This window comes from Pseudomonas sp. 10(2024) (genome assembly GCF_045164175.1).
Lineage (GTDB): Bacteria > Pseudomonadota > Gammaproteobacteria > Pseudomonadales > Pseudomonadaceae > Aquipseudomonas > Aquipseudomonas alloputida.
In genome coordinates, this window is record NZ_CP174006.1 from 963,288 (window position 1) to 984,396 (window position 21,109).

The window sequence follows — 21,109 nt, forward strand, 5'->3', positions numbered from 1 at the left end:
GCCCGTGATGGCACCTAAGGTATTCAGATAAGCATGGCCCTACTGCAGATTGCCGAACCCGGTCAAAGCCCTCAGCCGCACCAGCGCCGCCTGGCGGTTGGAATCGACCTGGGTACCACCAACTCAATGGTCGCTGCACTGCGCAGCGGCCGTAGCGAGCCCCTGCCCGACGCGCAGGGTAACGTCATTCTGCCGTCCGCGGTGCGCTACCTCGAAGGGCGCAACGAAGTGGGGCAGGCCGCGCGTGATGCTGCCTCCAGCGACCCGTTGAACACCGTGCTGTCGGTCAAGCGCCTGATGGGGCGCGGCCTGGCCGACGTCAAGCAGCTGGGCGAGCAACTGCCATACCGCTTTGTGGGTGGTGAATCGCACATGCCGTTCATCGACACCGTGCAGGGGCCGAAAAGCCCTGTGGAAGTGTCTGCCGACATCCTGAAGGTGTTGCGCGAACGGGCCGAAGCCACCTTGGGTGGCGAGCTGGTAGGCGCGGTGATCACCGTGCCGGCCTATTTCGATGACGCCCAACGTCAGGCTACCAAAGACGCAGCGCGTCTGGCCGGCCTGAACGTGCTGCGCCTGCTCAACGAACCGACTGCGGCCGCCGTAGCCTACGGCCTGGACCAGAACGCCGAAGGCGTGGTGGCCATCTATGATCTGGGCGGCGGTACTTTCGATATTTCCATCCTGCGCCTGACCGCTGGCGTATTCGAAGTGCTGGCCACCGGCGGTGATACCGCCTTGGGTGGTGACGACTTCGACCATGCTATTGCCGGCTGGATCATCGAGCAGGCTGGCCTGTCGTCCGATCTGGACCCGGCTACCCAGCGCGCGCTGTTGCAAACCGCCTGTGCCGCCAAGGAAGCCCTGACCGACGCTGATGTGGTCAACGTCAGTCACGGTGCCTGGCACGGTGAGCTGACCCGCAGCGCCTTCGAAGCCATGATCGAGCCACTGGTTGCCCGCAGCCTGAAGGCCTGCCGCCGCGCCGTGCGCGACAGTGGCGTTGAACTGGAAGAAGTCAGCGCCGTGGTCATGGTCGGTGGTTCGACCCGCGTGCCGCGTGTGCGTGAGGCCGTGGGCGCGCTGTTCGGGCGCACCCCGCTGACCTCGATCGACCCAGACCAGGTGGTGGCCATCGGTGCCGCCATCCAGGCCGACACCCTGGCCGGCAACCGCCGCGAAGGTGGCGAGCTGCTGCTGCTCGATGTCATCCCGTTGTCGCTTGGTCTTGAAACCATGGGCGGGCTGATGGAGAAGGTGATCCCGCGTAACACCACCATTCCGGTGGCGCGCGCTCAGGAGTTCACTACATACAAAGATGGCCAGTCGGCCATGATGATCCACGTACTGCAGGGCGAGCGCGAGCTGATCAGCGACTGCCGTTCGCTGGCCCGCTTCGAGCTGCGCGGCATCCCGGCCATGGTTGCCGGTGCTGCAAAAATCCGCGTCACCTTCCAGGTGGATGCCGATGGCCTGCTCAGCGTCGCTGCCCGCGAGCTGGGTTCGGGCGTGGAAGCCAGCATTCAGGTCAAGCCGTCCTACGGCCTGACCGACGGCGAAATCGCCCGCATGCTCAAGGACTCCTTCGAACACGCCGGTTCCGACAAGCACGCCCGCCAGCTGCGAGAGCATCAGGTAGATGGCGAGCGGCTGCTCGAGGCGGTACAGGGCGCCCTGGACGCCGACGGCGATCGCCTGCTCAGCAGTGATGAGCGCGACGCCATCGAATTCCAGATGCAAGAACTACGTGATTTGCTGGCCGGCACCGATGGCGCAGCCATCGAGCAACAGACCAAGCGTCTGTCGCAGGTGACCGATGCATTTGCCGCCCGTCGCCTTGATTCGACGGTCAAAGCCGCACTGGCCGGGCGCAACCTGAATGAGATCGAGGAGTAATCGATGCCGCTGGTGACATTCCTGCCGCATGAGAAGTTCTGCCCCGAGGGGCTGACCGTGGAGGTCAAGCCCGGGACCAACATCCTGGAGCTGGCCCACGACCATCACATCGAGATGGAAAGCGCTTGCGGCGGCGTCAAGGCCTGTACCACTTGCCACTGCATCGTGCGCAAGGGCTTCGATTCGCTCGAAGAGGCTGACGAGCTGGAAGAAGACATGCTGGACAAAGCCTGGGGCCTGGAAGCGCAATCGCGCCTGGGTTGCCAGGTTTTCGTCGCTGACGAAGACCTGACCATCGAGATCCCCAAGTATTCGCTCAACCATGCTGCCGAAGCACCGCACTGAGGGCCTGTACATGAGTCTGAAATGGGTTGATGTACTTGAGATCGCAATCCAGCTTGCAGAAAGCAAGCCTGAGGTCGATCCTCGTTATGTGAATTTCGTGGACCTGCACAGCTGGGTGCTGGCACTGCCAGAGTTCAGCGACGATCCGTCACGCGGCGGTGAGAAAGTGCTCGAGGCAATCCAGGCCGCCTGGATCGACGAAGCCGACTAAGCGTCACTTGCAGGTTAGGCAATCCCCCGGAACCCGCGTATAATTCGCGGGTTTAATTTTTCGTAACACTCATATTCTGGAGTTTTCCATGGCTGTTCAACGTACTTTCTCCATCATCAAGCCTGACGCTGTTGCCAAAAACGTCATCGGCAAGATCACCACTCGCTTCGAAGAAGCCGGCCTGAAAATCGTTGCCTCGAAAATGAAGCAACTGTCCAAAGCCGAAGCCGAAGGCTTCTACGCTGAGCACAGCGAGCGCGGCTTCTTCGGTGACCTGGTTGCCTTCATGACTTCCGGTCCGGTCGTTGTCCAGGTTCTGGAAGGCGAGAACGCCATCGCCAAGAACCGTGAGCTGATGGGTGCTACCAACCCTAAAGAAGCTGCTGCCGGCACCATCCGCGCTGACTTCGCCGAGTCGATCGACGCCAACGCCGTTCACGGTTCGGACTCCGAAGCTGCTGCTGCTCGCGAAATCGCTTACTTCTTCGCTGCTACCGAGGTAACCACTCGCTAAGCGAAAGCTTACGGGTGAGGGTGAATCCATGACGACATCTACTGGCAAAATCAACCTGTTGGGTCTGACCCAGCCGGAAATGGAACAATTCTTCGACTCTATTGGGGAGAAGCGCTTCCGTGCCGGCCAGGTGATGAAATGGATTCACCATTTTGGCGTGTCCGACTTTGCGGCCATGACCAACGTAGGCAAGGTCTTGCGCGAAAAGCTCGAGGCCGTTGCCGAAATTCGCCCACCGGAAGTGGTCAGTGAAGACATTTCCGCCGACGGCACCCGTAAATGGGTGATCCGCGTTGCCTCCGGCAGCTGCGTCGAGACCGTCTATATTCCAACCGACGACCGCGGCACCCTGTGCGTATCGTCGCAAGCCGGCTGTGCCCTGGACTGCAGCTTCTGCTCCACCGGCAAGCAAGGCTTCAACAGCAACCTCACTGCCGCCGAAGTGATCGGCCAGGTGTGGCTTGCCAACAAATCCTTCGGGACCGTTCCTGCCAAAGTCGACCGCGCGATTACCAACGTGGTCATGATGGGCATGGGCGAGCCCTTGCTGAACTTCGACAACGTCATTGCCGCCATGAAAATCATGATGGATGACCTTGGCTATGGCATTTCCAAGCGCCGTGTCACCTTGTCCACCTCGGGCGTGGTGCCGATGATCGACGAACTCGCCAAGCACATCGACGTGTCGCTGGCCCTGTCGCTGCATGCGCCGAACGACGAACTGCGCAACAAGCTGGTACCGATCAACAAGAAGTACCCGCTGAAGATGCTGCTGGAATCGTGCATGGGCTACATGTCCACCCTGGGCGGCAAGCGCGTGCTCACCGTCGAGTACACCCTGCTCAAGGACGTCAACGATCAGCCCGAGCATGCCGCGCAGATGATCGAGCTGTTGCGCGATGTACCCTGCAAGATCAACCTGATCCCGTTCAACCCGTTCCCGCATTCGGGTTACGAGCGACCGAGCAACAACGCCATTCGTCGCTTCCAGGACCTGCTGCACCACGGTGGTTTCAACGTCACCACCCGTACCACGCGCGGCGACGACATCGACGCTGCCTGTGGCCAGCTGGTCGGCCAGGTCAATGACCGTACTCGCCGCAGTGAGCGCTACATCGCTGTTCGCCAGCTTTCTGCGGACGTCGAACTGCCAGACAGCGCCGCCAGCCACTGACAGGTACCTTGCCCATGAGCCTGCGTGCCGCGCTGTCGATCCTTGCGCTTTCGCTGCTGGCCGGCTGCGTGTCGGGCGGCGCGAGCGACCCCTTGGCCAGCCGCCAGGGCAGGGTTGAGGCAGGGCGGGCTTATGTGCAGCTTGGCTTGGGTTATTTGCAACAAGGTTTGACCGAACAGGCCAAGGCGCCGCTGGGAAAGGCCCTGGCGCTGGATGACCAGGATGTCGACGCGCACGCCGCCCTGGCGGTAGTGTTTCAAGCCCAAGGCGAGCCGGCGTTGGCCGAAGCACATTTTCGCAAGGCCTTGCAGATAAGCCGCGGTGACACGCGAATTCGCAACAATTACGGCAGTTTCCTTTATGCTCAGGGGCGATTTGCCGAGGCCAAGCAGATGTTTCGCCTGGCCAGTGCCGATACCCTGTATCCTGAGCGTTCACGCGTGTACGAGAATCTGGGCCTGACTGCCCTGAAGCTCGAACGCCGCGATCAGGCGCACGCGTATCTGTTGAAAGCGTTACAACTCAACCAGCGGCAACCAAAAGCGTTGCTGGAAATGGCTGAGTTGTCCTACGAAAACAGGCATTATGTGCCGGCCCGGGACTACTACGATCGTTTCAGCCAGTTGAGCGACCACGACGCCCGTAGCCTGCTGCTGGGCAGCCGCCTTGCCAGGGTGTTCGACGAGCAGGGCACACTGGCCGAATTGGGCCAGCAATTACAACGACTTTATCCCGGTACGCCGGAATATCAGCAATACCTGTCGGAGCAACGATGAACGCCGCGCATCCCGAAGTAGCAGTAGCGCCTGGCCAGAACCCCGGTGAGCTTTTGCGCCTGGCCCGTGAGAAACGGGACTGGTCTCAAGCCGAGGTGGCCCGCAAGCTCAACCTCACTGTCAGTTCGTTGAACCACGTGGAAACCGGCGCCTTCGACAAGCTGCCCGGGCATACTTTCGCTCGTGGCTACATTCGCGCCTACGCCAAGCTGATGGACCTCGACCAGGCCGCCCTGGTAGATGCCTTCGACCGCTACACCGGTACCCACGCCAAAGGCAGCGACGTGCATTCGCTGGGCCGTATCGAAGAGCCTGTGCGGTTGTCGCACAACATCCTGCGCGGCGTCAGCCTGCTGTTGCTGGTGGCTGTGGTCGGTGGTGGCTTTTTCTGGTGGCAGGACCAGGGCAGCCTGCGGGGCAAGGAGCTGGCGAAGATTGCCCTCGAGCACGTCGAGGTCGAAAGCGCCGACGGCACCACACAGATTCACCCGCTCGATGAGCCTGAAGACCAGGCCGTTTCCGCTGGACAGCAACCTGAAAGCGCGCCGCTGGCGCTGGAGCAGGGCGCTGCCGAGCAGCCTGCTGCCGCTGAACAGGCGCCGGTAACCTCTGAGGCAGTCATTGCCACAGCGCCTGCTCCAGCACAACAAGCGCCTGTGCAACCCGCACCTGCTGCTTCGCCTGCACCGGTTACTCCTCCGGTACAGGCCACTGCTGCACCTGCACCTGCACCTGCACCGGCCGTGGCGGCCGCCGAGCCTGCCGCGGTGCCAGCAGGCAGCGCCAAGGTCGCCATCCAGTTCACCGCCGATTGCTGGACCCAGGTCAGCGACGGCAACGGCAAGGTGCTGTTCAGCGCCATCAAGCGCAAGGGGGACAACCTCGAGCTGACCGGCAAGCCGCCATTCGCGGTACGCCTGGGCTTTGCCCGGGGCGCCCAGGTCAGCTACAACGGCCAGGCCGTCGATGTTGCCCCGTTCACCAGTGGCGAGACCGCTCGCCTGAAGTTGGGACAGTAAGTCATGCACGGCGAATCTCCGATCAAACGTCGCGAATCCCGCAAAATCTGGGTTGGCAATGTGCCGGTGGGTGGTGATGCGCCCATCGCGGTGCAGAGCATGACCAACACCGACACCAACGATGTCGCTGCCACCGTGGCGCAAATCCAGCGTCTGGTCGATGCCGGCGTGGACATCGTGCGGGTCTCGGTGCCGGACATGGACGCGGCCGAAGCGTTTGGCAAGATCAAGCAACAGGTCAGCGTGCCGCTGGTCGCCGACATCCATTTCGACTACAAGATCGCCCTGCGTGTTGCCGAACTGGGCGTTGATTGCCTGCGGATCAACCCGGGCAACATCGGCCGTGAAGACCGCGTGCGCGCCGTGGTCGATGCTGCCCGCGACCGCGGCATTCCGATTCGAATCGGGGTCAACGCCGGTTCGCTGGAAAAAGACCTGCAGAAGAAGTACGGCGAACCGACCCCGGCCGCGCTGGTCGAGTCGGCCCTGCGCCACGTCGAGCATCTCGATCGCCTGGATTTCCAGGACTTCAAGGTCAGCGTCAAGGCCTCGGACGTGTTCATGGCTGTCGAAGCCTACCGTCTGCTGGCCAAGCAGATCGTGCAACCGCTGCACCTGGGCATCACTGAAGCCGGTGGCCTGCGTTCGGGCACCGTGAAGTCCGCCGTCGGCCTCGGTATGCTGCTGGCCGAAGGTATTGGCGATACCATCCGCATCTCGCTGGCGGCCGACCCGGTCGAAGAAGTGAAAGTCGGCTACGACATCCTCAAGTCGCTGCATCTGCGCTCGCGTGGCATCAACTTCATCGCCTGCCCGAGCTGCTCGCGGCAGAATTTCGATGTGGTCAAGACCATGAACGAGCTGGAAGGGCGTCTGGAAGACCTGCTGGTGCCGCTGGATGTGGCGGTGATCGGTTGCGTGGTCAACGGCCCGGGTGAAGCCAAGGAAGCCCATGTAGGCCTGACCGGCGGTACGCCGAACCTGATCTACATCGACGGCAAGCCGGCGCAGAAGCTGACCAATGACAACCTGGTCGATGAGCTTGAAAAACTCATCCGCCAGAAAGCGGCCGAAAAGGCCGAGGCCGACGCGGCGTTGATCGCTCGTGGCTGACACACAGAATTCGTAAGGACTTTTCGTGAGCAAATCGCTGCAAGCCATCCGTGGCATGAACGACATCCTGCCAGAACAGTCGCCGCTGTGGCGCTACTTCGAAGGCACCGTGGCCGGGCTGCTGGACACCTACGGGTACAGCCAGATCCGCACGCCGATCGTCGAGTTCACCGAGCTGTTCAAGCGCTCGATCGGTGAAGTGACCGACATCGTCGAAAAAGAGATGTACACCTTCGAGGACCGCAACGGTGATTCGCTGACCCTGCGTCCTGAAGGCACTGCGGCCTGCGTGCGAGCGGTGCTCGAGCACGGCATCACCGGCAACGGTCAGGTGCAGAAGCTGTGGTACATCGGCCAGATGTTCCGCCACGAGCGCCCACAGAAGGGCCGCTACCGCCAGTTCCACCAGATTGGCGTGGAAGTGTTCAACCTGGACGGCCCGGACATCGATGCCGAGCTGATCATGCTGACCTGGCGCCTGTGGGGCCTGCTGGGCATCCAGGACGCGGTCAAGCTGGAGCTCAACAGCCTGGGCACCAGTGAAGCCCGCGCACGTTACCGTGACGCGCTGGTCGAGTTCCTCTCGGCGCGCCTGGAGCAACTGGACGAAGACAGCCAGCGCCGCCTGAAGAGCAACCCGCTGCGCATCCTCGACAGCAAGGATCAGAACACCCAGGCGGTGCTTGTTGGGGCGCCGAAGCTGGAAGACTACCTGGACGAAGAATCGCGCGTGCACTTCGAGGGCCTCAAGGCCCGCCTGGACGCTGCCGGTATTCCGTTCGTGATCAACACCAAGCTGGTACGTGGCCTGGACTATTACAGCAAGACCGTGTTCGAGTGGGTAACCGACAAGCTCGGCGCCCAGGGCACGGTGTGCGCGGGTGGCCGTTACGACGGCCTGGTCGAACAGATGGGTGGCAAGCCGACCACTGGCGTTGGTTTCGCCATGGGCATCGAGCGCCTGATCCTGCTGTTGGAAACCTTGGGCAAGGTGCCGGAGTCCATCAGCCGCCAGATCGACGTTTACCTGTGCGCCTTTGGCGAACAGGCGGAGCTGGCTGGCCTGCGCCTGTCCGAAGGCCTGCGCGACCGCTTGCCGGGCCTGCGCCTGGCCGTCAACGCCGGTGGTGGCAGCTTCAAGAGCCAGTTCAAGAAAGCCGACAAGAGCGGTGCACTGTTCGCCCTGATCCTCGGCGACGACGAGCTGGCCAAGCAAGAAATCGGCTTGAAGCCCCTGCGTGGCCAGGGTGAACAACAGAACATTGCCTGGGATGCTCTTGCAGAGCACCTGGAAACCGCGATCGCGCAAGCGTAACGCGGTTCAACAAGCGAATAGGCGAAAAGGAGTATTGGGGTGTCGAGTACCGATGATGATGACCTGGCAGGCGTCAAGGACTGGTGGAGCCGCAACGGCAAGCCGCTGCTGACCGGTGCATTGCTGGCTGGCGTGGTGGTGTTGGGCTGGAATACCTGGCACAAGTACCAGAACAACCAGTCGCAAGGTGCCTCGCAGTTGTATCAGGCGTTGATTGAAACCAGCCTGACACCGACCGGCCAGCCGGACGCCACCAAGGTCGCGGAACTGGCCGGCAAGCTCAAGAGCGAGTTTGGCGGCACCGCTTACGCCCAGTACGGCAGCCTGTTCGTGGCCAAGGTCGCGGTCGACAGCGGCAAGCTCGATGACGCCGCAGCCGAGCTGAAAAGCGTGTTGGACAATCCGGCCGACGTCACCCTGGGCGAGATTTCGCGTCAGCGTCTGGCGCGCGTACTGGCAGCCCAGAACAAGGCCGAGGATGCCCTCAAGCTGCTCGACGGCGACGCCGACAAAGCCTTCCTGGCCAGCCGTGAAGAGTTGAAGGGTGACCTGCTGGTGCAGCTGGGTCGCACCAACGACGCGCACAGCGCTTACGAAAAAGCCAAGGCTGCGCTGTCCGATGACGCGGCGGTCGGTGGCCTGCAATTGAAGCTGGATGACCTGGCTAAAGGGGACGCGTAAGTGATCGGTTGGAAACATGCAGCAGTGCTGACCCTGGCCGTACTGGCCGCAGGTTGCAGCAGCAACAGCAAGAAGGAACTGCCCCCGGCCGAGCTGACCAAGTTCACCGAGGAAGTGGTGCTGAAGAAGCAGTGGAGCCGTTCGATCGGTGACGGCCAGGGTGAAACCTACAACACCCTGGTACCGGCCATCGAGAACGACCGTATCTACGCTTCCGACGTCAACGGCGAAGTCTTCGCCCTCGACCGCATCACCGGCGACGTGGTGTGGAAGAAGGACCTGGAGCTGCAGGTTTCCGGTGCAGTTGGCGTAGGCTATGGCCTGGTCATGCTCGGTACCCTCAAGGGTGAAGTCATTGCCCTGGACTCCAGCACCGGTGAGGAGCGTTGGCGCTCGCGCGTGACCAGCGAAGTGCTGGCCCCACCTGCCAACAACGGTGACGTGGTGGTGGTGCAGACCCAGGACGACCGCCTGATCGGCCTGGATGCCGCCACTGGCGACCGCCGTTGGATCTACGAAAACTCCCCGGCCGTGCTGACGCTGCGTGGTACCGGTGCGCCGATCGCCACCAACCGCCTGGCGGTTGCCGGCCTGTCCACCGGCAAAGTGGTCGCGGTTGACATCAACAACGGTGTGCCGGTGTGGGAAAGCCGCGTGGCCATCCCGAAGGGCCGTTCCGAGCTGGACCGTGTGGTTGATATCGACGGCGGCTTGTTGCTGTCTGGTGGTACCCTGTACGTCAGCACCTACCAGGGCCGTGTAGCGGGCCTGGACCTGGAAAGCGGCCGCGAGCTGTGGCAGCGCGATGCTTCCAGCTATGTGGGTGTCGCTCAGGGCTTCGGTAACGTCTACGTCAGCGAAGCCTCGGGTACCGTGGAAGGTGTGGATGAGCGCTCTTCCAGTGCCCTGTGGAGCAACGACAGCATGGCTCGCCGCCAGTTGACCGCCCCTGAAGTGTTCAGCAGCTACGTGGCTGTGGGTGACTTTGAAGGTTACCTGCACCTGCTGAGCCAGGTGGATGGCCGCTTCGTCGGCCGTGAGCGTATCGACAGCGATGGCCTGCGCGCCCGCCCACTTGTGGTCGGCGACACCATCTATGTCTTCGGCAACAGCGGCAAGCTCGAGGCACTGACCATCCGCTGAAGCTATGCTTGAAGCCTTGGCGGGCTTCAAGCCGCGGCGTAGGACACGCCGCCCAAACTCCGGCCGCTGCCTTGCAGCGGCCTTTGCATTTTCAAGAATTCGAGAGTGGAGAGCCGATGGTTCCCGTAATTGCCCTGGTGGGCCGCCCGAACGTCGGCAAATCCACCATGTTCAACCGCCTGACCAAGACCCGCGATGCCATCGTCGGTGACCTGTCGGGCCTGACCCGTGACCGCCAGTATGGTGATGCCAGCTGGCAGGGTCGTTCCTTCATCCTGATCGACACCGGTGGTATCACCGGTGACGAAGTGGGCATGGACGAGAAAATGGCCGAGCAGTCGCTCATGGCCATTGAAGAAGCCGACTATGTGCTGTTCCTGGTTGATGCCCGTGCGGGCATGACTGCAGCAGACCAGATGATCGCCGAGCACCTGCGCAAGCGGAACAAGGCGGCGATCCTGGTTGCCAACAAGATCGACAACATCGACCCCGACGTTGCCCGCGCCGAATTCTCGCCAATGGGCATGGGCAACGCCATTCCGGTGGCGGGCTCCCAGGGCCGTGGTATCAACGCCTTGATGGAGGCCGTGCTCGGTCACCTGCCGCGTGATGCCGAAGAAGAAGCCCTCGAACAGGACGTCGCTGAAGGTGAGGAAGCCGTGCGCATTCCTGGCCCAAGCGAGAAGGATGGCATCAAGATCGCGATCATCGGCCGCCCGAACGTTGGCAAGTCGACGCTGGTCAACCGCATGCTCGGCGAAGAGCGTGTGGTGGTCTACGACGAGCCGGGCACCACCCGTGACAGTATCTACATCCCGTTCGAGCGCGATGGCGAGAAGTACACCTTCATCGACACCGCCGGTGTGCGCAAGCGTGGCAAGATCCACGAGGAAGTCGAGAAGTTCTCGGTGGTGAAGACGCTGCAGGCGATCAAGGATGCCAACGTCGTCATCTTCGTCATGGATGCCCGCGAAGGTGTGGTCGACCATGACCTGAACCTGCTTGGCTTCGCCCTTGAAGCCGGTCGCGCCATCGTCATTGCCCTGAACAAGTGGGATGGCATGGAGCCGGGTGAGCGCGCCTACGTGAAGACCGAGCTGGAGCGCCGGCTGTTCTTCGTCGACTTTGCCGACATCCACTTCATTTCCGCGCTGCATGGCACGGGCGTGGGCAACTTGTACAAGTCGGTACAGGCTGCGTTCCAGTCCGCGGTCACCCGCTGGCCGACCAGCCGCCTGACGCAGATCCTCGAAGATGCCGTGAGCGAGCACCAGCCGCCGATGGTCAACGGTCGCCGCATCAAGCTGCGCTATGCCCACCTTGGCGGTGCCAACCCGCCACTGATCGTGATCCACGGCAACCAGACCGACAGCATTCCCAAGTCGTACTCGCGTTACCTGGAAAACACCTATCGCCGGGTGCTCAAGCTGGTCGGTACGCCGATCCGTATCGAGTACAAGGGGGGTGAGAACCCGTACGAGGGTAAGAAGAACACCCTTACCGATCGCCAGGTCAACAAGAAGCGCCGCCTGATGTCGCACCACAAGAAGGCCGAGAAGAAGCGTCGCGACAAACGCTAAGCAGCGCCATGTGGGGGCGGGCAAGGCTGCCCCCACAGAGGCCCTTTGATCCAGAGCAATCCCCCTATTGTTTCAACCTTTTTCCTGACCGCTCGATCCGCTATGCTCGGACTCCACCCCGTGCCGGATGTACCCCAGGAAAGAGGGCTCCATGATCCGCAGCAAACTGCCGAATGTCGGCACGACCATCTTCACCACCATGTCCCAGCTCGCCGTGCAGACTGGCGCGCTCAACCTGTCCCAGGGCTTTCCTGACTTCAATGGCCCGCAGGCCCTGCTCGATGCAGTGGGCCGGCACGTGGCTGCCGGGCATAACCAGTATTCGCCCATGACCGGCCTGCCGGCCTTGCGCCAGCAGGTGGTGGCCAAGGTCGAGCGGCTGTATGGGGCCAGGGTGGATGCCGATCAGGAAGTGACTATCACCCCCGGCGCCACCGAGGCTATTTTCTGTGCCATCCAGGCGGTGGTGCATGCCGGTGACGAAGTGATCGTCTTCGACCCCTGCTACGATAGTTACGAGCCGTCCGTGGAGCTGGCCGGTGGTCGCTGTGTACATGTGCAGTTGAGCGACGGCGATTTCCGTATCGACTGGCAGAAATTCAGCGATGCATTGAGCCCGCGCACGCGCATGGTCATCCTCAACTCGCCACACAACCCCAGCGGCGCGCTGATCACCCGCGAAGACCTCGACCAGTTGGCCGCACTTATTGCCGACCGCGATATCTACCTGGTCAGCGATGAAGTGTACGAACACCTGGTCTACGACGGCGTACGCCACGCCAGTGTGCTGGCCCATGAGCAGTTGTACTCACGTGCCTTCGTGGTCAGTTCCTTCGGCAAGACGTACCACGTTACCGGCTGGAAGACCGGTTACGTGATCGCACCACCAGCCTTGAGCGCCGAGCTGCGCAAAGTGCACCAGTACGTCAACTTCTGTGGCGTGACGCCGCTGCAGTGTGCCTTGGCCGACTTCATGGCCGGGCACCCCGAGCATATTGATGAGTTGCCGGCCTTTTACCAGGCCAAGCGCGACCTGTTCTGCGGTTTGCTGGACGGCTCGCGTTTCAACTTTACCCGCACGACGGGCACTTATTTCCAGCTGGTGGACTATTCGCAAATCCGTCCGGACCTGAACGATGTCGACATGTCGCTGTGGCTGACGCGTGAGCACGGCGTGGCGACCATCCCGGTATCGGTGTTCTACCAGCAACCCATCCCCGAGCAACGCCTGGTACGCCTGTGCTTTGCCAAACGAGAGGAGACGCTGCGTCAGGCAGCGGAAAGACTATGCGCGATCTGAGTACACTGCCGAACCTGAAAGTCGCCCTGGTGCAAACCACCTTGGCCTGGCACGACCGTGAGGCCAACTACGCGCACTTCGAGGTGCTGCTGGAGCAGGTGGGCGAGGTTGACCTGGTAATCCTGCCGGAAATGTTTACCACCGGTTTTTCGATGCAATCGGAAAGCCTGTGCGAACCGGAGAACGGTCCGACCTATAAATGGCTGAAGGCGCAGGCCAAGAAGCACAATGCGGTGATTACCGGCAGTGTGATCATCCAGGCCGCCGATGGCAGCCACCGCAACCGCCTGTTGTGGGCGCGGCCGGACGGCGAGATTCTGCACTACGACAAGCGCCACCTGTTCCGCATGGCCGGTGAGCACAAACATTACACCCCAGGCGAGCGGCAGGTGCAGTTCGAGCTCAAGGGCTGGCGCATTCGCCCGCTGATCTGCTACGACCTGCGCTTCCCGGTGTGGAGCCGTGACGCCCAGGACACTGACCTACTGCTGTACACCGCCAACTGGCCGGCCGCGCGTCGCCAGCACTGGAACCGCCTGCTACCGGCGCGGGGGATCGAGAACCTGTGCTATGTGGCGGCGGTGAACCGGGTGGGCACGGACGGTAAAGGCTTTGCTTACTCTGGTGACAGCCAGGTGCTGGATTTCCAGGGCGAGAGCCTGCTCAGTGCCGGGGAGGCGGACGGTGTGTTCACTGCAGTACTGAGCGCGGCGGAACTGGCGGCGTACCGGGCCAAGTTCCCGGCCAATCTGGATGCCGATACCTTCGAGTTGCACTGACAACAGGCCCGGCCCTTTCGCGGGTAAACCCGCTCCTACACACGCATCGGCGGTTGGTCACAGGCCGTTGTAGGAGCGGGTTCACCCGCGAAAGGGCCGGCCCTGCTGACCAATTTCCATCCGCCGTTCACCGTTGCCGCCGCCACCGTATTTGCGGGTAAACCCGCTCCTACACACGCATCGGCGGTTGGTCACAGGCCGTTGTAGGAGCGGGTTCACCCGCGAAAGGGCTGGCCCTGCTGGCCAATTTCCATCTGCCGCTCACCGTTGCCGCCGCCACCGTATTCGCGGGTAAACCCGCTCCCACACACGCATCGGCGGTTGGTCACAGGCCGTTGTAGGAGCGGGTTCACCCGCGAAAGGGCCGGCCCTGCTGACCAATTTCCATCCGCCGTTCACCGTTGCCGCCGCCACCGTATTTGCGGGTAAACCCGCGCCTACACACGCATCGGCGGTTGGTCCCAGGCCGTTGTAGGAGCGGGTTCACCCGCGAAAGGGCCGGCCCTGCTGGCCAATCTCCACCTGCCGTTCACGGTTGCCGCCGCTCCCGTATTCGCGGGTAAACCCGCTCCTACGCAGATCTGGACTGCACCCCAGATGTTGGACATCCGTCCATCTTCTGGGGTTTTTATGAGCAAATATTCAAAGCAGTTCAAGCTGTCTGCTATCCAAGCGTTTCTTGATCGCGGGCGGGGCTTTCGCCATATCGCCGCGCAGTTCCAGATCGATCCGACCCTGCTTCGCCGCTGGGTCGAGGCCTATCGCGTGCACGGTGAGGCCAGTCTTAACAAACCAGGCGGCCACTACAGCGTCGAATTCAAACTCGGCGTTATCCACCGCAAGCTGCGCGACAACCTCTCGTTACGGGCCACGGCAGCACTTTTTAATCTCGGCAACTCGACACTGGTTCGCAGGTGGCAAGAACAGTATTACAGTGGCGGGAGTCAGTCCCTGTCCAACCGTAAAGAGATGCTGGTTACCGCGATGCGCAAAGCTCCACGCAAGCCTGTAGAAACTGCTTCCAAGCCCATTGAGGAACTCACCCGCGCGGAGTTGCTCGAGAGGTTGGCCATGCTTGAAGTGGAGAACGCTTACCTAAAAAAGCTCGAGGAGTTAGACGAGGAGAAGGCGAGGCTGAAGATAGCCAGGAAAAAACCCGGCTAGTGGCGGCGCTGCGTAAGCGCTACTCGCTTACCCGACTGCTCAAGGTGGCTGGCCTGCCCCGCAGTACTTACTACTACCAGCTTGGCGTGCTCGCGGCCGGGGATCAGTGTGCCTCGCTCAAGGCGGCAATCCAGGAGATCAGCCACCGGCACCGAGGCCGTTATGGTTATCGTCGGATCACCTCTACGCTACGCAGCGAAGGACAAATGGTTAACAGTAAAAAAGTACGCCGCCTAATGGTTGAGCTGGACCTCAAATGCACCGTACGCCTCAAGAAGTACAAATCTTATCGGGGACTAATGGGTGAAGCAGCACCGAACATCCTCAAGCGCGATTTCAAAGCCGAACAGCCCAACCAGAAATGGGTGACGGACGTCACCGAGTTCAAAGTGGCTGGGGAAAAGCTCTACCTCTCGCCGGTGATGGACCTGTACAACGGTGAGATCGTTGCGTACCACACCGCCACCCGGCCACGCTTCACACTGGTAGGTGAGATGCTGGAGGCGGCGATTAATCGACTTCCAGCGGGTAGCAATCCGCTTCTGCACTCAGATCAAGGCTGGCACTACCGGTATCCCGACTACTGCAAACGGTTGAAAGAGGCAGGTCTTGAGCAAAGCATGTCACGTAAGGGCAATTGCCTAGACAACGCTGCGATGGAGAGCTTTTTTGGGACGCTCAAGTCGGAATACTTCTACCGCGAACGCTTCGAGAATGTTGCAGAGCTTAAGGCGGGCCTGGATGAATACATCCACTACTACAACCATGACCGGATAAAAATGAAACTGAACGGCCTGAGCCCTGTGGCCTACAGGGTTCAGGCTGAGATAGGCTAACGCCGAGTATCCAACATTTGGGGCGCAGTCCAGCATCGGCGGTTGGTCACAGGCCGTTGTAGGAGCGGGTTTACCCGCGAAGAGGCCGGCCCTGCTGGCCAATTTCCACCGGCCGTTCACCGTTGCCGCCGCCACCGTATTCGCGGGTAAACCCGCTCCTACACACCGATCAATACACATCTCGCCGATACCGCCCATCCTCGATCAACTGCTGTACAGCAGCTTCACCCAGCATGCCTTTGAGCGCCGCATCCACCCCCGCTGCCATGCCTTGCAGGCTGCCGCAGACATACACGCAAGCCCCGTCGGCCACCCAGCGCTTGAAGTCCTCGGCCTGCTCCAGCATCACGTCCTGCACATACACCTTCTCGGCTTGATCGCGTGAGAACGCCAGGTCCAGCCGTGCCAGGTCGCCGTTGTCCAGCCAAGCGTGCAGCTCATCGCCACACAGCAAGTCATGCGCCCGATTACGCTCGCCGAACAACAGCCAGTTGCGCTGCTCACCGGCATTGACCCGGGCGCGCAACAGGCTGCGAAGGCCCGCCAGGCCAGTGCCGTTGCCGATCAGGATCATCGGCGCAGCAGCCTCAGGCAGATGGAAGCCACTGTTACGCCGCAGGCGCAGGCTCAGGGTGCCATTCATTGGCAGGTATTCAGTCAGCCAGCCAGAGCCCAAGCCAAGGCTGCCGTCTGGGTGGCGTTCCTGGCGCACGATCAGCTCCAGCACACCATCGCTGGCGATCGAGGCGATGGAGTATTCGCGGCTGCCGATTGGCGCCAGTGCATCGACCAGCGCTTGTGGCTGCAAGCCGATCAGGTGGTCGCGGCGCGTCGGCAGTTGGCGGCCAGCGAGTGCCTGGGCAAGGGTTTCGCTCAGGCCATTCACCTGCACCTGGCTGCTGGCGTCCAGTGCCATGCCCTTGAGGAACGCGTCGATCCGTGGCTGCCCATTCAGCGGCAGTACCTCTACCAGATCGCCGGCTTCCCAGCTTGCAGGTTCTGCAGCCTGCAGGCCAAGCAGGTACACCGGTTGGCCTTGGCTGCCGGGGTTGAGCAGTTCGCGGCGCACCAGCGACCAGTTGGCAAAGGTTGGCGGCTGCCAGGCGGCCACCGGCTGGACACCGGTCAGTTGCGCCAGCTCCTGCTGCCATTGCTGCAGGGCGGCCTGGTCGGCGTTGTCCACTTCCACCGGGCTGAATGCACTGCTGGCACCGCGCTCTCCCAGCCATGCCTGAAGGCGACGAGCGAAACCGCAGAAGTGCGGGTACTGACGATCACCGAGGGCAAGCAGGGCATAGTTGAGGTTGTTGAGTGCCCAAGGCTGGCCGAGTACCTTGCGCTCGAAGGCGCGAGCGCTGTCGGGCGCTTCGCCGTCGCCGAAGGTACTCACCACGAAGAGCGCGCGATGGGCCTGGCGCAAGTCGTTTTCACCCAGCTCGGCAAGGGCGCGCACCTGAACGGGCTGGCCAGCTGCCTGCAGCTGCTCGGCGCTCTGCCAGGCCAACTGTTCGGCAAAGCCACTCTGGCTGGCAAAGCCGATCAGCCAGCCGTCGCCATTGCCGCTGTTGGCGACGTTGCCACGGGCTGCGCGCACCTGACGTTTCTTGCGGCGGCGGTCGAGGTACAGCAGCCAGCCGGTGACGAAGAACAACGGCATGGTGAGACTGGCGATGGTGACGATGATGCGCCCCGGCAAGCCGAAGTATTCGCCGACGTGCAAGGCGTAAACACTCTGCAGTAGCTGCGCCTTGAAGGATTTGTCGGTGTAGCGGTCGTGCTTTTTAACCTGGCCAGTGGCCGGGTCCAGCACCAGAGTATTGAAGGCACGCGGGTGCGCAGCGTTGTCGAGCAGGTAGAACAGGTTGGCCGGCTGACCACCAGCGGGCGGCAGGCGCAGGTTGTAGGTGGACAGGCCTGGGCCTGCGGCGTCCTTGAGGTTGGCCCAGATGGCGTCGTAGTCCACCACCAGCGGCGGCGCATTCTTGTCGACTTTTTGCGGCCCGTGCCGGCCACGGCCTTCACCCCGTTTTTGCTGCTGGCCCGCAGCCGGCGCGTCGGCCAGCAGCTTGTTCAGGCCTTCGCGGTACCACTCATAGGACCAGAACAGCCCGGTCAGGGCGAACAGAAGATAGAACAGCAGGCACCAGGTGCCGGCAACGGCGTGCAGGTCCCAGTTGAAGGCGCGGCCTTTCTTGGCCCAGTCGAAGGTCAGCCAGGTGCGCCAGTCCAGCGCTTTGCGCGGCCAGCGCAGGTACAGGCCGGACAGGCAGAAGAACACCAGCATCAGGGTGCAGGCCCCGGTGATTTGCCGGCCAGTATCGCCCATGGCGAGGAAACGGTGCAGCTTGAGCATGAGGTTGAAGAAGCCTTGCCCGGCCGCTTCACCTTTGAGTTCGCCGGTGTACGGGTCGGCATAGCGCAGCTCGCCACGGCGTTCGCCCGGTGCGGGCATGAAGAAGATCCGTGCAGCGTTGCCTTCGCGCACGTCGACCCACAGCATCGAGACTTTGTCGTGTTGCTGGGCTTCGACCCGCTTAACCAGCTCGGCCGGCGGTAGCACACCTTCGGCGCGTACTTCTACCTTGAGTACATCGGCATTGAATGCGCGCAGCAGTTCTTCCTGGAACGAGTACAGCGCCCCGGTAATGCCCATCAAGGCCAGCACCAGGCCAGCGGTGATGCCAAAGAACCAGTGCAATTGGAACAGCGTCTTCTTCACCACGTTTCTCACCTTGAGTTGCTACCGCGACCAGCGCGGCGTGCATTATGCCTTGATACGCAAAAGCCCCGCTCACGGGAATGAACGGGGCTCGGGGTGACTTGATTAGAAGTGGAAGTTGGCACTCATGAGTGCAGTTCGACCAGGCGCTACGTGAGCGTAATGCGTAGCGAATACTTGATCGAAGTAACGCTTGTCGGTCAGGTTTTGCACATTCAGCTGCAAGTCGACATTCTTCGTCAGGCGATAGGTAGCCATGGCGTCATAGCGCCAGTAGGAAGGCACCTCGACAGAGTTGGCTTCGTCACCGAAGCGCGAGTCGACAAAAGTCGCGCCAGCACCGACGGTCAGTTGCGGAATGATGTCGTAGGTCGACCAGAACGTGAAGTTGTTACGCGGCGTGCTAGGCATGTGGTTGCCTTCGTTCGCTGCAGTAGAGGTTTTCACGATCTCGCTTTCCATATAGGTGTAGCCACCATAGACCTTCCACTTGCTGGTCAGATTACCCGAGTAGGTCAGCTCCACACCCTGGACCCGTTGCTCGCCATCGAGCACCTGATAAGTGGCGTTGTCTGGATCGGTGACGCGTGCGTTGGTTTTATCGGTACGGAACAAGGCTGCGGTCAACGATAGGTTGTCGTCGAAGAAGTCCCACTTCGTGCCGATTTCGTAGTTGCGGTTACGTTCTGGATCGAGGTTGCTGTTGTTGGCCGCCAGCTCCAGGCCGCCATTGCCGCTGGTTTCGCCCGACGGGTTGCTGGAGGTCGACCATGCAGCGTAAATACTGCCGTTGGGCAACGGCTTGTAGACTACGCCAACTTGGTAGTTCCACAGATGCGCGTTGTTTTCGCGAGAGAAGTCCCCCGCCACCGAGCCACGACCACCTGTGCTGTATCCGCTTGATTTGGTCTGGTAATCGTCGTAACGCAGGCCAAGGTTCAGCGACCACTGTTCGTTGAAAGTCAGTGTGTCAAATACGTAGGCAGCGCTGGTTTTCGTATCCGTATCGGTGAAGGCTTGGCTGTCGGTAATCGTGCCAGACCAGCCGTCATCCGGGGATGGGTCGTAGAGGCTGGTGCAGTCGCCCGAAGCCAGCAAGGCGGGGGTGCAAACAGTGCCTGTGCCAGCTGCCGAGGTAATGACATACCCGCGGTTGTGCGTGTCGCTGTAGGTGAACTCCAGACCTGTCACCAGGCTATGCTCGATGAAGCCGGTATTGAACTTTGCACTCAGGTCGGTCTGGTTCACCCAGCCTTTGGAGGTCGAGTTGCGGTTCTTGGTGGCGCGATAGACCGTACCGTTGGCGACGTTACCTTTACTGTCATCCGGGTTGGTCACGATGTAGTCAAGGGTCGAGCGCGACATGCGGAAGCTGTTGGACAGAGTCAGGTTGTCGTTCAGGTCATGTTCGATACGGATCGTGCCGCTGTCGTTGCTGGTCTTACGATAGTCGCGGCTGTTCAAACCGTAGAAGTTGTCGCGGTCAACGTGAGCCGGGCCATCTACATCGTATTTGCTGCGCGTGGCGCTGCTATTCAGCGGGATGCCATAGTCAGGCATGTCGTCGGTTTTCAGGTGGTAGTAACCCACTGTGACCCGTGTATCGGTGCCCAAGCCAAAAGCGAACGACGGTGCCACCCCCCAACGGCTCACATCCACATCGTCACGACCGGCGACGTTGGCTTCGTGCTTCATCAGGTTCAAGCGAAAGGCAGAGGTGTCGGTCAGTTGCTTGTTCAAGTCCAGGGTGGTGCGTTTGGTCTGGTCTGAACCCCAAGTGAACCCACCGTTGTAGCTATCGCCAAGTTTTGCGGTCTTGGTGACCAGGTTGAGGCTCCCGCCCGTCGAGCCAGCACCGGTAAAAGCGGAGCCAGGGCCTTTTGCGACCTCAATGGACTCGACGTTGAAGATCTCCCTGCTTTGGGATGCGACATCGCGCATGCCATCGACAAATACGTCACTTTCGGCGTTGAAGCCGCGAATGATAGGGCGGTCACCCGCTGGATTGCCGCCTTCTCCTGCGCCAAAAGTGATGCCTGGGGTTGTGCGCAAGGCGTCTACCAAGGAAGTCGCACCTGTGTCATGAATGACTTGCTGAGGGATCACCGTGACACTCTTCGGTGTTTCACGCAGCGGGGCGGTGTACTTCTTCGAGCTGGCGGTGTCCGTCTTGTAGCTGGTGACATCTTGTGCAGCGTTGACGCTGGTCGCGTCGAGTGAAATGACAGAATCAGCAGCCTGATCATCTGCACATGCAAGCTGAGCAGTCGATGCAGCAGAGATGGCAACGCCGATGGCGGACGCAAGCAGGCGTTGTGAGCTCACAGCAGATGGCACGTAGTGACGCATTGGTAAGGACCTTCCCCAAGGTTTCGAGGCGGTGGATCTTAATGTAAGCAATTTTGACTAACAATTGAGAGTCGTTACCATTCGTGAAGAATTTACAATCTTTACAATTTGTCTTTACGGTTTCATGCCGCTGAAACGTCTTAAGCGGCGAATGGGGCTTGTGTAGCGTAAAAGTGAATCAATATCATTGCGCCT

17 protein-coding genes are annotated in these 21,109 nt (G+C 61.2%); 15 read left to right on the top strand and 2 right to left on the bottom strand.

Annotation, left to right across the window (positions count from 1 at the left end; translation table 11 throughout):
• The first annotated feature begins 33 nt into the window (after positions 1-33).
• The 15 genes from hscA (at position 34) to ACI7M0_RS04385 (ending at position 15,846) form a co-directional block, all read left to right on the top strand.
• The gene (gene hscA, locus ACI7M0_RS04315; protein ID WP_064492819.1) at positions 34-1,896 is read left to right on the top strand and encodes a Fe-S protein assembly chaperone HscA; all 1,863 of its coding nucleotides are present in this window, start codon (positions 34-36) and stop codon (positions 1,894-1,896) included.
• Between the two features lie 3 nt (positions 1,897-1,899).
• Entirely contained in the window at positions 1,900-2,241 is a 342-nt protein-coding gene (gene fdx, locus ACI7M0_RS04320) for an ISC system 2Fe-2S type ferredoxin (RefSeq protein WP_003248531.1), read from the top strand.
• A 10-nt stretch (positions 2,242-2,251) separates the two neighbouring features.
• Positions 2,252-2,452, top strand: coding sequence for a Fe-S cluster assembly protein IscX (iscX, locus tag ACI7M0_RS04325; protein WP_064492821.1), 201 nt, complete (start codon positions 2,252-2,254; stop codon positions 2,450-2,452).
• Positions 2,453-2,540: 88 nt separating this feature from the next.
• A complete protein-coding gene (gene ndk, locus ACI7M0_RS04330; protein WP_003248526.1) occupies positions 2,541-2,966 on the top strand; it encodes a nucleoside-diphosphate kinase in 426 nt (141 codons plus the stop codon).
• A 28-nt stretch (positions 2,967-2,994) separates the two neighbouring features.
• Positions 2,995-4,140 carry a 23S rRNA (adenine(2503)-C(2))-methyltransferase RlmN gene (rlmN, locus tag ACI7M0_RS04335; protein ID WP_003248524.1) on the top strand — a complete coding sequence of 382 codons (1,146 nt, stop codon included), beginning with the start codon at positions 2,995-2,997 and terminating at the stop codon, positions 4,138-4,140.
• Between the two features lie 14 nt (positions 4,141-4,154).
• Positions 4,155-4,916, top strand: a complete 762-nt coding sequence (gene pilW / locus ACI7M0_RS04340) for a type IV pilus biogenesis/stability protein PilW (RefSeq protein WP_020193002.1) — start codon at positions 4,155-4,157, stop codon at positions 4,914-4,916.
• Positions 4,913-5,935 (top strand): RodZ domain-containing protein, encoded by a 1,023-nt coding sequence (locus ACI7M0_RS04345; RefSeq protein WP_129932840.1) that lies wholly within the window; start codon positions 4,913-4,915, stop codon positions 5,933-5,935. Before pilW ends, ACI7M0_RS04345 begins: the two co-directional genes overlap by 4 nt.
• Before the next feature lie 3 nt (positions 5,936-5,938).
• A complete protein-coding gene (gene ispG / locus ACI7M0_RS04350; RefSeq protein ID WP_020192656.1) occupies positions 5,939-7,048 on the top strand; it encodes a flavodoxin-dependent (E)-4-hydroxy-3-methylbut-2-enyl-diphosphate synthase in 1,110 nt (369 codons plus the stop codon).
• Between the two features lie 25 nt (positions 7,049-7,073).
• A complete protein-coding gene (hisS, locus tag ACI7M0_RS04355; protein ID WP_003248516.1) occupies positions 7,074-8,363 on the top strand; it encodes a histidine--tRNA ligase in 1,290 nt (429 codons plus the stop codon).
• Positions 8,364-8,402: 39 nt separating this feature from the next.
• Positions 8,403-9,044, top strand: a complete 642-nt coding sequence (locus tag ACI7M0_RS04360) for a tetratricopeptide repeat protein (protein ID WP_104960822.1) — start codon at positions 8,403-8,405, stop codon at positions 9,042-9,044.
• The gene (gene bamB, locus ACI7M0_RS04365; protein ID WP_003248513.1) at positions 9,045-10,187 is read left to right on the top strand and encodes an outer membrane protein assembly factor BamB; all 1,143 of its coding nucleotides are present in this window, start codon (positions 9,045-9,047) and stop codon (positions 10,185-10,187) included.
• Between the two features lie 116 nt (positions 10,188-10,303).
• Positions 10,304-11,767, top strand: a complete 1,464-nt coding sequence (der, locus tag ACI7M0_RS04370; RefSeq protein WP_010952071.1) for a ribosome biogenesis GTPase Der — start codon at positions 10,304-10,306, stop codon at positions 11,765-11,767.
• Positions 11,768-11,918: 151 nt separating this feature from the next.
• Positions 11,919-13,067, top strand: a complete 1,149-nt coding sequence (locus tag ACI7M0_RS04375) for a pyridoxal phosphate-dependent aminotransferase (protein ID WP_129932841.1) — start codon at positions 11,919-11,921, stop codon at positions 13,065-13,067.
• Positions 13,055-13,846, top strand: a complete 792-nt coding sequence (locus ACI7M0_RS04380) for an amidohydrolase (protein ID WP_012051253.1) — start codon at positions 13,055-13,057, stop codon at positions 13,844-13,846. The genes ACI7M0_RS04375 and ACI7M0_RS04380 overlap by 13 nt, the downstream gene beginning before the upstream one ends.
• A gap of 630 nt (positions 13,847-14,476) precedes the next feature.
• Positions 14,477-15,846, top strand: a protein-coding gene (locus tag ACI7M0_RS04385) for an IS3 family transposase (RefSeq protein WP_256658304.1) whose coding sequence is annotated in 2 segments (ribosomal slippage) — positions 14,477-14,956 and positions 14,959-15,846 — 1,368 coding nt in all. Because the reading frame shifts where the segments join, the coding sequence is not laid out codon by codon here.
• Positions 15,847-16,015: 169 nt separating this feature from the next.
• On the opposite strand, the gene ACI7M0_RS04390 is transcribed toward ACI7M0_RS04385, so the two are convergent.
• Positions 16,016-18,568, bottom strand: a complete 2,553-nt coding sequence (locus tag ACI7M0_RS04390; RefSeq protein WP_129932961.1) for a sulfite reductase flavoprotein subunit alpha — start codon at positions 18,566-18,568, stop codon at positions 16,016-16,018.
• A gap of 102 nt (positions 18,569-18,670) precedes the next feature.
• Complete coding sequence (locus ACI7M0_RS04395; protein WP_129932960.1) at positions 18,671-20,914, bottom strand: TonB-dependent siderophore receptor; 2,244 nt, start codon at positions 20,912-20,914, stop codon at positions 18,671-18,673.
• Positions 20,915-21,109: the final 195 nt, after the last annotated feature.